The sequence below is a fragment of the Bradyrhizobium sp. U531 genome, assembly GCF_051710265.1.
Lineage (GTDB): Bacteria > Pseudomonadota > Alphaproteobacteria > Rhizobiales > Xanthobacteraceae > Bradyrhizobium.
Genome location: NZ_JASVEN010000001.1, coordinates 1,754,646 through 1,767,034, shown reverse-complemented (window position 1 = coordinate 1,767,034; position 12,389 = coordinate 1,754,646). Strand labels below are relative to the sequence as shown.

11 protein-coding genes are annotated in these 12,389 nt (G+C 65.8%); 4 read left to right on the top strand and 7 right to left on the bottom strand.

Annotated features, from left to right (window positions below):
• The first annotated feature begins 116 nt into the window (after positions 1-116).
• Together QRQ56_RS08720 and QRQ56_RS08715 are read left to right on the top strand one after the other, a co-directional pair.
• Positions 117-818 (top strand): hypothetical protein, encoded by a 702-nt coding sequence (locus QRQ56_RS08720; protein ID WP_438739130.1) that lies wholly within the window; start codon positions 117-119, stop codon positions 816-818.
• 117 nt (positions 819-935) lie between these two features.
• Positions 936-1,901 (top strand): tripartite tricarboxylate transporter substrate-binding protein, encoded by a 966-nt coding sequence (locus tag QRQ56_RS08715; protein ID WP_438739129.1) that lies wholly within the window; start codon positions 936-938, stop codon positions 1,899-1,901.
• Between the two features lie 91 nt (positions 1,902-1,992).
• Here the strand turns inward: QRQ56_RS08715 and QRQ56_RS08710 are convergent, their stop codons facing one another.
• The 3 genes from QRQ56_RS08710 to QRQ56_RS08700 all read right to left on the bottom strand — a co-directional run bounded on the left by QRQ56_RS08710 (position 1,993) and on the right by QRQ56_RS08700 (position 4,574).
• Positions 1,993-3,858: an ABC-F family ATP-binding cassette domain-containing protein gene (locus tag QRQ56_RS08710; RefSeq protein WP_438739128.1), complete on the bottom strand. Its 1,866-nt coding sequence runs from the start codon at positions 3,856-3,858 to the stop codon at positions 1,993-1,995.
• Between the two features lie 61 nt (positions 3,859-3,919).
• Positions 3,920-4,093: a hypothetical protein gene (locus tag QRQ56_RS08705; protein WP_438739127.1), complete on the bottom strand. Its 174-nt coding sequence runs from the start codon at positions 4,091-4,093 to the stop codon at positions 3,920-3,922.
• 226 nt (positions 4,094-4,319) lie between these two features.
• Positions 4,320-4,574, bottom strand: coding sequence for a sulfur globule protein precursor (locus tag QRQ56_RS08700; protein ID WP_438739126.1), 255 nt, complete (start codon positions 4,572-4,574; stop codon positions 4,320-4,322).
• Positions 4,575-4,887: 313 nt separating this feature from the next.
• Here QRQ56_RS08700 and ndk point away from each other — a divergent pair, with 313 nt between their 5' ends.
• Both ndk and QRQ56_RS08690 read left to right on the top strand, forming a co-directional pair.
• Positions 4,888-5,310, top strand: a complete 423-nt coding sequence (gene ndk / locus QRQ56_RS08695) for a nucleoside-diphosphate kinase (RefSeq protein WP_438739125.1) — start codon at positions 4,888-4,890, stop codon at positions 5,308-5,310.
• 41 nt (positions 5,311-5,351) lie between these two features.
• On the top strand, positions 5,352-6,212 hold the full coding sequence (locus tag QRQ56_RS08690; RefSeq protein WP_438739124.1) for a TerC family protein: 861 nt from the start codon (positions 5,352-5,354) through the stop codon (positions 6,210-6,212).
• Between the two features lie 6 nt (positions 6,213-6,218).
• Here the strand turns inward: QRQ56_RS08690 and QRQ56_RS08685 are convergent, their stop codons facing one another.
• The 4 genes from QRQ56_RS08685 to ppx form a co-directional block, all read right to left on the bottom strand.
• Positions 6,219-6,527 (bottom strand): DUF3240 family protein, encoded by a 309-nt coding sequence (locus tag QRQ56_RS08685; RefSeq protein WP_438739123.1) that lies wholly within the window; start codon positions 6,525-6,527, stop codon positions 6,219-6,221.
• Positions 6,524-9,598, bottom strand: a complete 3,075-nt coding sequence (locus tag QRQ56_RS08680; RefSeq protein WP_438739122.1) for an efflux RND transporter permease subunit — start codon at positions 9,596-9,598, stop codon at positions 6,524-6,526. Before QRQ56_RS08680 ends, QRQ56_RS08685 begins: the two co-directional genes overlap by 4 nt.
• Positions 9,599-10,732: an efflux RND transporter periplasmic adaptor subunit gene (locus QRQ56_RS08675; protein ID WP_438739121.1), complete on the bottom strand. Its 1,134-nt coding sequence runs from the start codon at positions 10,730-10,732 to the stop codon at positions 9,599-9,601.
• A gap of 153 nt (positions 10,733-10,885) precedes the next feature.
• On the bottom strand, positions 10,886-12,388 hold the full coding sequence (gene ppx, locus QRQ56_RS08670) for an exopolyphosphatase (RefSeq protein WP_438739120.1): 1,503 nt from the start codon (positions 12,386-12,388) through the stop codon (positions 10,886-10,888).
• Position 12,389: the final 1 nt, after the last annotated feature.

The window sequence follows — 12,389 nt, the reverse complement described above, 5'->3', positions numbered from 1 at the left end:
CTGCTTGACACAACCAGCGCGGGAGCACTCAAATGGCCCAATTAGGGAAGCCGATTTTCGTCAATCCGTGACCATTGCTGATCGAGAGTTCATCAACTCCTATAGGCAGCAACCAGTTGCTCGACACTCAGGATCATACGCCGCCGGAGGTCGTTTCGGAGATCGTCCCGCAGGCGGGGGCCGAACAACGCCGGTCCGTTTGGTGGAAGAACCCAACTGACATCTTTACCTGCCTGGTCGCTGTCTTTACCGCTGTTTTGGCGCTGGTCGCGTACTTGCAATATCTGGCGCTGAGCAACACCGACAAGGCTATCCATGATCAGCTCAAGATCATGCAGAGCCAGTTGGAAGCGATGATCAGGGACCAGATGCCGACGGTGTCGCTCGACACCTCGGGAGGGCCCAGCTTCGAGCAGGGCGACAAGAAAAAGAAGTTTGGCCAGATTGGCTGGAACGTGACGATCAGGAACACCGGCAAGACCGAAGCAACCGACGTCAAGATCAACAAGTTCATGCGCCTCGAGGAGGACGGTGTCTTTCTCCGGAGCGTCGGAGGGACGGGCGCTACGGTGGATGCCAACCTTGGAAACTGGGGGCCCGGGCACGAATCCTTCGTAACGGTCTTCTCTCCGAGAATATCGAGCGTCCAGGCCAGTGAGTTTCTTGCGAAGCGCTCAGGCGTCAGCATTCTCGTCGACCTGACCTATCGGGACGTTGTCGGGCAACAACACATCATTGCGGTCTGTCATACGATTACGGGAACTTCGCCGATCGGCGTCCTGCAGCCGGAGGATTGCCAGAAGCAGAAGGCAAAATAGATATCGTGGTCCCTCGGCGGCTGCGGCGCTTTCGCACATGTCACGCCCTCCAGATGACGTATGGCCGCGCGCGCCGGAATGCGCTTTGATGGCGCCAACAACAATCCGGAGGAAACTATGCGGTTCATTACCCTCGTCGCGGCGCTGCTGCTGCCGCTCGGCGCGGCCGTCGCCCAGGATTATCCGACGAGGCCCATCACCATGCTGGTACCGTTCGCCGCGGGCGGGCCGACCGACACCATCGCGCGGCTGACCGCGGCAGGCATGGGAAAGGCGCTGGGACAGCAAATCGTCGTCGAGAACGCAACGGGCGCTGGCGGCACCATCGGCACGACCCGCGCCGCGCGCGCACAACCCGACGGCTACACGCTGCTGATCCATCACGTCGGCATCTCGACCGCGGCGACGCTGTATCGCAATCTCAGCTACGACACCAAGACGGCCTTTGCGCCGATCGGGCTCGTGACCAATGCGCCGATGACCATCATCGCGCGTCCGGATTTTCCGGCCGACACGCTCAAGGACCTGGTCGCTTACGCCCAGCAGCAGGGCGACAAGCTGACCTACGCCAATGCAGGGCTCGGTGCCGCATCGCATCTGTGCGGCATGCTGTTCATGACCGCCATCCAGAAGCAGCTCACCACGGTGCCCTACAAGGGCAACGGCCCGATCATGAACGATCTGCTCGGCAAGCAGATCGATCTCACCTGCGACCAGGCGACGAACACGACCGGGCCGATCACGGCCAAACAGGTCAAGGCCTACGCGATCACCACCAAGGAGCGGCTGAAGAGCCTGCCCGATCTGCCGACGGCGGACGAGGCCGGCCTCAAAGGCTTCGAGCTCGGCGTCTGGCACGGCATCTATGCGCCCAAGGGCACACCACCGGCGGTCGTTCAGAAGCTGACGGCCGCGCTGCAGACGGCGCTGAAGGATCCGACCCTGATCGCCCGCTTCAACGACATCAACACCGAGCCCGTCCCGCAGGACAAGGCGACGCCGGAGGCGCTCGGTGCAATGCTTAACAGCGAGGTCGACCGCTGGGCGCCGATCATCAAGGCGGCAGGGCAATACGCGGATTGAGTCAGCCCGTAAGGGCTATATCAGTCCGCGGCTTGCGGCGAGGTAACATCTTGCCCGTACTGTGCATGGGGTTGTTTTCGAGATTTCGAATCTACCCCGTGGCCGCGTCGAACTCGGTGCTCGCCTCGAGCCATTGCTCCTCGGCTCGCGCCAGCGCGTCGGCTGCGTTCGCGCGGGCCTTTGACAGCCGTGCGGCCTGCTTGGGATCGCGGGTAAAGATGTCGGGCAAAGCAAGCGCGGTGTCGATCTTGGTGATGATCTCGCTGACGCGGGCGATCTCGGCTTCGGCTTCGGCGATGCGCTTCTTCAGGCCTCCGCGATTGTCCGATCTTGCGCGCTGCGGCTTCTCGTTTGGCGCGCTGCGCTCGCGCGGCGCGGGCTCGCCGTTGCGCGTGGACAGCACCAGGCGGCGATATTCGTCGAGGTCGCCCTCGTAATTGGTGACGGTGCGGTCGGCGACGATCCAGAGCTGGTCGGCGCAAGCCTCGATCAGATAACGATCATGCGAGACCATGATGACGGCGCCGGGGAATTCGTTGATGGCCTCGGCAAGCGCGGCACGGCTGTCGATGTCGAGATGGTTGGTCGGCTCGTCCAGGATGATCATGTTGGGGCCGAAGAAGGTCGCAAGGCCCAGCAGCAGCCGCGCCTTTTCGCCGCCCGACAGTTTCGCCACCTTGGTGTCGGCCGCCTTGCCCGAAAAACCGATCGCGCCGGCGCGGGCGCGGACCTTGGCCTCGGGCGCATCGCCACCCATCAGCTTGCGGACGTGGTCGTAGGGGGAGCCGTCTTCGTTCAATTCGTCGAGCTGATGCTGGGCGAAATAAGCGATCGACAGCTTGTCCGCGCGCGTCACCTTGCCGGAGAACGGCGCGAGACGGCCTGCGAGCAGTTTGACGAGTGTCGATTTGCCGTTGCCGTTGGAGCCGAGCAGGGCGATGCGGTCGTCATTGTCGATGCGCAAGGTGACGCGATTGAGAACCGGCGTTGCCGGATCGTAACCGACGGATACGTTGTCCACCGCGATGATCGGCGGCGACAGGAGTTTCTCCGGCGCGGGAAAGCTGATCTCGCGCACGTCCTGGGTGACCAGCGCCGTGATCGGCTTCAGGCGCTCCAGCATCTTGACGCGAGACTGCGCCTGGCGGGCTTTGGAAGCCTTGGCCTTGAAGCGGTCGACGAAGGCCTGAAGCCGGGCGCGCTCGGCCTCCTGGCGCTTGACCGCCTTGGCATCGAGCATCTCGCGCATGGCGCGCTGCTCCTCGAAGGAGGAGTAGGTGCCCTTGTAGAGCGTGAGCCTCCCTCGCTCCAGGTGCAGGATCTGGTCGACCGAGCTTTCGAGCAGGTCGCGGTCGTGGCTGATCACGATCACCGTGCGCGGATAATGCGCGAGGTGATCCTCCAGCCACAGCGTGCCTTCGAGGTCGAGATAGTTGGTGGGCTCGTCGAGCAGCAACAAATCGGGCGCCGCGAACAGCGTGGCGGCGAGGGCGACGCGCATGCGCCAGCCGCCGGAGAATTCGGCGCAGGGGCGGAGCTGGTCGGTGGCGGAAAAGCCGAGGCCGGAGAGAATCGCCGCCGCGCGGCTCGGCGCGGAATGGGCGTCGATGTCGACTAGGCGAGTCTGGATCTCGGCGATCCGATGCGGATCGGTCGCGGTCTCGGCCTCGTTGAGCAGCGCGTCCCGCTCGAGATCGGCCTTGAGCACGACCGAGATCAGGCTTTCGGGACCGTTCGGGGCTTCCTGGGCGAGGCTGCCGATGCTCCAGCGCGGCGGCAGGGTCACCGTGCCGTGCTCGGCGGCGAGCTCCCCGCGGATCACCTTGAACAGCGTCGACTTGCCGGTGCCGTTGCGCCCGACCAGACCGACGCGCGCGCCGGGCGTGATCTGCACGGAACTCTGGTCAATCAGAAGGCGTCCGGCGAGGCGGATGGAGAGGTCGTTGATGACGAGCATGCGGCCTTGTCACCGCAGGCGCCGTCAAACGCAACCCGTTTCTGCAACTCCCGGCCGGGCCTCAATGAGGCTCGCGGTCGCGCCGCTCCAGCTCGTTGAGGAGCTGTTCGAGGTGGGTCGGGAGCCGGGTTTCGGGGCGGAGGCTCTGCTGGAGCCGCTCGCCCACGGCATCGCAAATCGACCGGCTGGTCCGCCGGTCCATCTGTTCGCTGTCATTGGCAAAAGGGGCAGCCATTGCGCAGGTTCCGTGTTCTCAAGGTATCGACACGGTACCAAGTCATTGGCCCCCAAAATGGTTTCGTGATTCCCGGGGATGCCGGGCATTCTCGTCAAAATTGCATGAATCCTGCGTTGTCCGCCCAAAATGCGAAGCCCCGGCGGGGGGATCGCCGGGGCTTCTCTTGGAAGGTACCTGTGGGGGGCGCAGATACCTGTCGGTGTTCAGGAAGGTGCTGACGGGCTCAGTAGCAGCGGTTGATCATCCGCCAGCGGGGTCCCCAGGGGGTCGGGACCAGCCGGCGCACATAGCAGCCGCCATAACCGTAGGAGACGGGGGCGTAGAAGCGCGGACCGCCCCAGCGGTAGCCGCCGTGCCAGCCGCCACCGCCATGCCAGCCCGGGCCGCCGCCGTGCCAGTGCGCGGAGGCCGAGGTCGGTGCCAGCGCGGCACCCAGCGCAACCGCAGCGACAGCGGCAAGCGAAAGTTTCCTCAACATGGTGATCTCCTCAAAACTGCCGGCGCGGGGGCATCCGCGTCGATGGAAAGGCCGCCGAAACGGTCCGCCTGATGATCGGGCTTTGGTTTCGATGGGTTGACCTTACGCCGACGAGGCTGAACCAAACCCTGAACAGGGCCTTCAGATTGGGTTCATCTGGGTGAAATCTCGGTAATCCGTGCCCGTGTTCGATCGGGCGGCCTGCGGCGAAGCGCCTGTGAGGGCCGTTCCGGCGGTCGCTTGCCGGATGGCAAAGGCGCCGATATAAGCCCCGCAATCCGACAACCACCGCTTTGCTTCCAAGGACAAGATTATGGCCATCGAACGCACTTTCTCGATCATCAAGCCCGACGCGACCGCGCGTAACCTGACCGGCGCCGTCAACGCCGTGATCGAAAAGGCGGGCCTGCGCATCGTCGCGCAGAAGCGCATCCGCATGACCAAGGAACAGGCTGAGACCTTCTATGCCGTCCACAAGGCGCGCCCGTTCTTCGGCGAGCTCGTCGAGTTCATGACCTCGGGCCCGGTCGTGGTCCAGGTGCTGGAAGCCGAGGGCGCCATCGCCAAGTATCGCGACGCCATGGGCGCGACCGATCCGTCCAAGGCCGCCGACGGCACCATCCGCAAGCTCTACGCCAAGTCGATCGGCGAGAATTCCGCCCACGGTTCCGATGCCGCCGAGACCGCCGCGATCGAGATCGCGCAGTTCTTCGCGGGCAACGAGATCGTCGGCTGATCAACCAGCCGTAAGTTTAGGATGGGGCGAAAGGATTTATTGTGAACTGGCTCTGGCAGATCTTCGATCCCGCTACGATCGGGGGATTTTTCACCCAGTTTCGCAACGAGATGGCCGAGCCGACCTTCTGGATCGCGGTCGGCAAGATCATCTGGATCAACATCCTCCTGTCCGGTGACAACGCGCTGGTTATCGCGCTCGCGTGCCGCGGCCTGTCGCCGCGACACCGGCTGTGGGGCATGATCTTCGGTGCCGGCGCTGCCGTGATGCTGCGGATCATCTTCACCGGCATCGTCGCCAGCCTGATGGAGCTGCCGTATCTCAAGCTGGTCGGCGGTCTCGCGCTGATCGTGATCGCGGCCAAGCTCCTGGTGCCGGAGCACGACGAGGACGACGACGTCGATGCGGCCTCGCATCTGTGGCAGGCCATCCAGATCGTCGTGGTCGCCGACATCGTCATGTCGCTCGACAACGTCATCGCGGTCGCCGCCGCCGCCAATGGCAGCGCGTCGCTCCTCGTGCTCGGCCTTGCCATCAGCGTGCCGCTGATCGTCGCCGGTGCGGCGTTGATCATGGCGCTACTCGAAAAGCTTCCGGTGCTGGTCTGGGCCGGTGCTGCGCTGCTCGGCTGGATCGCGGGTGAGGTGATCGCGACCGATCCCGCCATCGCGCCGAAGCTGCACACGCTGTTCGAAGGTCCCCTCGGTGCCTCGCTTGACGGCGTGCTCGGTGCCTTGCGCATCCCGCCGCAGTTCGGCCATGGCGGATCCGGCGGCGAATATTTCTGCGCAGCGCTCGGCGTCGTCGTCGTGCTGATGGTCGGAACCATCTGGCGCCGGCGCAAGCTGAGCGCCGCCGCGCTGGAATCCTCCGAGCGCCACGCCAGGGCGTCGGCCGAATAGGCCCGCTCAGTCGATCGTGCCGAGCTCCGTCACGGGCGTCGTCCAGTAGACCAGCTTCGTTCCCGCAAACGAAACCCGCAGCCGCGCGAGCAGGCGGCCGGCATCGCTGCTCGCCAGAACCACCTGCACGACGGCCTGATCGGCGTGGCCCTTGACGCGTTCGGCCGCCGTCAGCAACCGCACCTCGGTGCCGTGTCCGGCGCCTTGCAACGCCGTGAATCCCGTCACCACATCGCTCTCGGCGAGATGGTCGAACACCTCGTCGCGAAGCTGATGCGGCACGATCAGGGTGAGACAGACGGGCTGCTCGATCATTTTGCCACCTTCGGTGCCCCGCCATAGCGCCGATACAGGATCGGCAGGAGAATCAGGGTGAGCAGCGTGGAGGACAAGAGGCCGCCGATCACGACGATTGCGAGCGGCCGCTGCACTTCTGATCCGGGGCCCGAGGCGAACAGCAGCGGGATCAAGCCGAGCGCCGTGATGCTCGCGGTCATCAGCACGGGCCGGAGCCTGCGCATGGCGCCTTCGACGACGATGCGATCCTCGGGCAGACCGTGGGCGCGGAGCTGGTTGAAGTAGGACACCAGCACGACGCCGTTGAGCACGGCGATGCCGAGCAGTGCGATGAATCCGACCGAGGCCGGCACCGACAGATATTCACCCGTCACCACCAGCGCGAACACCCCGCCGATCAGGGCAAAGGGGATGTTGACCAGCACCAGCAAGGCCTGGCGGATCGCACCGAAGGTGGTGAACAGCAGCACGAAGATCAGTCCGATCGCGACGGGGACCACGACGGACAGGCGGGCTGCGGCGCGCTGCTGGTTCTCGAACTGTCCGCCCCAGGTCAGCCGGTAGCCGTTCGGAAGCGGCAAGTCGCTCGCGACCTTCTGGCGGGCGGCTTCGACGAAGCCGACCATGTCGCGCCCGCGGATATTGGCGCGCACCACGCTCATGCGGGCGCCGTCCTCGCGGTCGATCTTCACCGGCCCGTCCACGCGCTGGATGCGGGCGACTTGTGACAGCGCGACGTGACGTCCGGACGCCAGCGTCAGCGGCAGGCTCGCCAGCAGCGTCGGTGCCTCCCGCGTCGTCTCGCTGCCGCGGACCAGGATCGGCGTGCGGCGTCCTTCCTCGAGCGCGGTGCCGATGGTCCGGCCCTCGATCTGGGTGCGCAGCGAGTTGACGATTGAGTCCACGGTCAAGCCGAGGCGGCCGGCCTCCATGCGATTGACCGCGACCGTGTAATATTGGGCGCCTTCGTTCAGCGTGGTGTAGACGTCCTCGGCGCCGTCGATGCCGGAGAGGATCGCCGACAGCTTGGCCGCCGTTTCGTTCAGCTTCGCGATGTCGGGCCCGAAGATCTTGACGGCGACGTCGCCGCGCACGCCGCTGATCATCTCCTGCACGCGCATGTCGATGGGCTGGGTGAAGCTGAGCGAGATGCCGGGAAAGCCGGCCAGGACCTCGCGAAGCTTCTGCAGCAGCACTTCGCGATTGTCGCTTGCGCGCTCGGCGGCCGGCTTGAGCACGAGGAACGTGTCGGTCTGGTTCGGGCCCATGGGATCGAGGCCGAGCTCGTCCGATCCGGTCCGCGCGACGATGCCGGCAATGTCAGGCACGGCCAGCAGCGCGGCCTGGAGCCTTGCATTGATCGCGAGCGACTCGTCGAGATTGACGGAGGGAAGCGTCTCGACGCTGACGATGACGTCGCCTTCGTCCATCGTCGGCATGAAGGTCTTGCCGAGCTGGGTGTAGGCGAACCCCGCCGCGACGAGGCCGATCAGCGCCGCCGCCATCACCTTGCGCTCGTTGTTCAAGGCCCAGCCCAAAGCCGGTGCGTAGATCCGCTGGGCCGCGCGCACCAGCAGGGGATCGCGATGCGAGGCCGATTTGAGCACGTAGGAGGTTGCGACCGGGATGACGGTGAGCGCCAGCAGCAGCGAGCCGGCCAGCGCGAAGATGATGGCCAGCGCGACCGGGATGAACAGCTTGCCTTCCAGCCCCTGCAGCGTCAGCAGGGGGACGAACACGATGATGATGATCAGCACGCCCGAGGCGACCGGCTCCAGGACTTCGCACACCGAGCGGTAGATCAGGTGGATCGGCGGCAGACCCTTGCCCGGTTCATGCTTGCCGAGATTGCCGACGATGTTCTCGACCACGACCACGAGGGCGTCGATCAACATGCCGATTGCAATCGCAAGTCCGCCGAGGCTCATCAGATTGGCCGACATTCCGACCAGCCGCATGACAATCAACGCGATTACGATGGCGAGCGGCAGGCTGAGCGCGATCACCAGCGACGCACGCCAGTTGCCGAGGAACAGCAGCAGGAGAACGATGACGAGGATCGTCGCCTCGGCAAGCGCCCGCACCACGGTGCCGACGGCGCGGTTGACCAGGCGGCTACGGTCATAGAATACGTTGATCGACACGCTCTTCGGCAGCGAGGGCTGCAGCTCGGCAAGCCGGGCGCGCACGTCGCGGATGAGCTGGCCCGCGTTGGCGCCGCGCAGGCCGAGCACCAGCCCCTCGACGGTTTCGCCGCGGCCGTCCGCCGTGACGGCGCCATAGCGCGTCAGCGTCCCGACCTTGACGGTCGCGACATCGTTGACCAGGATCGGCACGCCCTCGCGGGTGTCGACGACGATGGCCTTGATGTCCTCGATCGAGCGGATGCTGCCTTCGATCCGCACCAGCGCGCTGTCCTCGCCCTGATTGACCCGCCCGGCGCCATCGTTGCGGCTGTTGGCCTCGATGGCCCGACGAAACAGGTCGTAGGAAATGCCGCGCGCGGCCAGCGCATCATTGCGCGGCACAATCTCGAAGGCGCGGACATAGCCGCCAAGCGCATTGACATCGGCAACGCCGGGGACCGTCCGCAGGGCAGGGCGGATCACCCAGTCCAGCAGCGTGCGGCGCTCCGCGAGCGAAAGCTCGGGACTGTCGATCGTGAACATGAACATCTCGCCGAGCGGGCTCGTGATCGGCGCAAGTCCGCCGGTCACGCCTTCCGGGAAGTCGCGCGAGATGTTCGACAATCGCTCCGAGACCTGGTTGCGCGCCCAGTAGATGTCGGTGCCGTCCTCGAAATCGACAGTGATGTCGGCCAGCGCATATTTCGTGGTCGAACGAAGCACCCTCTTGTTCGGCAATCCCAGCAGCTCGAGCTCGACGGGGACGGTGATGCGCTGCTCGACCTCTTCGGGGGTAAGGCCTGGCGCCTTCATGATGATCTTCACCTGAACCGGCGAGACGTCAGGGAAGGCGTCGATCGGCAGGCCGGGCAGCAGGACGGTGCCAGCGCCGATCACCAGCAGTACGCCCAGCATCACGAACATGCGCTGCGACAATGCGAACGCAACCAGGCGGCGGAGCATCTATTGCCCCAGTCCCGAGAGAATGCCGCGAAGCGCGGAGATGCCGCCGACCGCGATCGCGTCCCCCTCCGTGATGGGGCCCGACACGACGACGTGGTCCTGATCTTCCGCGAGCAGCTTCACCGGGACGAGGCGGAAGCCGCCGTCGATGGCGACGAAGACCGACGTCTGCTCGCCCCGGCGGATCAGTCCGCCATAGGGAATCTCGAATGCGCTTTCGCCCGCGGAGAGGAAGCCGATGCGGGCGGCGGTGGTCTGCCCGGGATGCAGCTCGCCGTCGTTCGGGACTTCCGCGCGCACCAGAATGGTCTGGGTGGCGGCGTCGATGGTCTCGGAGACCAGCACGACCTTGCCGGGCGTGGCATAATCCTCGATCTCGATCTTCGCACCGGTGCGGATCGCCCGGATGTTGGCGGCGGGCACCGCGATTTCCGCCCATAGCGGCGAGAGCCGCGCCAGCTTGACGAGCGGCGCCGATTGTTCGAGCCGCTGTCCGGGCGACACCGCGAGATCGACCACGGACGCGGTCTGTGGCGCATTGACCGTGAGCGTGGCGCTGATCGCCGCTTCCTGGGTCAGCCGCAAGATGGCATCGTCGGACATCCCGCTCAGACGCAGCATCTGACGCCGTTCGGAAACGACGAGAGCGGCCTGACGCGCTTCGGCCTGGCTGGCCTCAAGCACGCGTTGCGGCACGGCCTTGCCCTCGAACAGATCGACGTTGCGATTGAGTTGCTGGCTGGCAAGGTGTTCCTGCGCGATCGCGTGCAGATAGTCGCGTTGCTGGGAGACGAAGTTCGGACTCTCCAGCGTGACCAGCGGCTGACCGGCCGTGACACGGTCACCGCGTCCGACCAGGAGATTGGCGACCATGCCGGCTACTGGCGCGCTGACGACCCACAATTGCTGCGTGGGGATCACGATCTGCACGGGATAGGGCAGCGTCAGATCGGTGCGGCTCGGAATCGGATGGGTGACGCGGACGCCAAGATTGCGCGCCTGCGCTTCGCTCAGCTTCACCTCGTCCTGCGCCCTCGACGCCGCAGCCGGAGAGCTGAATGCGAGCGCAAGGAAGACGCAGCCAGCCGCCTTCCGGGCGCGGACCGAACGGCGAATCCCTGGGTGGAGCTGCATGGCGAATGGTGTCCGGATCAACGTGGCCGCACGCTAATCCGGTACGCCGGCGGCGGGTTGATGTGCATCAACCGCCGCCGTGCATGGAGAATGTTTCATGATTGGCGGCGAAGGACGCCGCCGCTTATCTGCGATGAATTCGCATTTGCAAAATCAGCGTCGCACGATCGAGCCGGCGCGGCCGATCAGGCGAGCGAGCTGGCGGAAGCGGCTGCCGACGCGATCGGCGACGAGGTCGCCGAGGCGATGCTCGAACACAAGCATCAGCTTGCGGCCCTGGCTGCGGAAATGCGTGGCCGGCAACACGCCCGGGCGCGCGGCCGAGATCAGATGCGCGACACGGAACGCCGCGCCGAGCAGGCGCGCGCGTTCGAGCTGCGCCGGCGTCAGCAGCTCCTGCATCGTGGTCGGCGGCTGGTTCTCCTCGCTCAACCCCGCATAACGATAGAACACGGACAGGCCGACGAAGGCACGCTCGACGTGGGTGATCGCGCCGAAATTGCCGTTGACGACGAGGCTCAGCGTCTGCTCGCCGCGGTGATCGGGATGCACGCGCCAGCCGATGTCGGACAAGAGGCACGCGGTGTGGCGCAGGCGGCGGTCTTCCTCGGTCTCGCGCAGCTTGACCACGCGCGCCAGGCGATCGGTCCAGGCGATCAGCTCGTGGGCGTGCTTGGCCGAGCGCGACAGCAGCTGGTTGAGCTCTTCCGCGGCGCAGATCAGGCCGTCCTTGTTGCGTTCGGCGTCCGTCAGCTTCTCGTGCAGCAGACCTTCGCGCACGCCGAAGGTCGAGAACAGGATGGTCTTCGGCTTGGCGACGCGGATGATGTGCTCGAGCACCAGGGCCGCATAGGTGAGGAGCGGGCGGCGCGCGTCGGCCACGCTCTCGATGTCGGCGAGCATGTCGGCGGCCGCGAGGCGCCGCAGCCTGCGGGAGAAATCGAGCGCTTCGGCCGCGGACAGCGAATAGCCGTGCATGACCTGAAGCGGGTAGCCGCTCTGGATGATGTGGATGCGGGCGAGGGCGCGCCAGGTGCCGCCAACCGCGTAGAAGGTGCGGCCACGGCCCGCGGCGAGCTGCGGCACCTCGTCGAGCGCCTCGCGCACGATGCGGTCGGCGCGCTTGAGCGATTTGTGCGCGAGGTCCTGCAGCGCGAGACCGCCGAGCGGCAGCGTCACGCCGCTGCGCACGCTGTTCTTGCGTACGTCGATCAATTCGAGCGAGCCGCCGCCGAGGTCGCCGACGATGCCGTCGGGATGATGGATGCCGGAAATCACGCCGAGCGCCGACAGCCGTGCCTCGCGCGGGCCCGACAGGATCTCGATCTTCACGGCGCAGATGCGCTCGGCCTTGGCGATGAAGTCGGGGCCGTTGGAGGCATCGCGGCAGGCCGCGGTCGCGATAGCGAACACCCGCCCGACCTGCATCACCCGGCACAGGGCGCGAAAGCGCTTGAGCGAGGTCAGCGCCTTGTCGACGGCATCAGGGGCGAGCAGGCCGGTGCTCTGCACCTCGCGCCCGAGGCCGCACAGCGTCTTCTCGTTGAAGATCGGAATGAGGCTCCGCGTCAGCCCCTCGTAGACGACGAGACGGACCGAGTTGGAGCCGATGTCGATGACAGCGACGCTCGAGCCGCGCTTGCGCGGCCGCTTCACG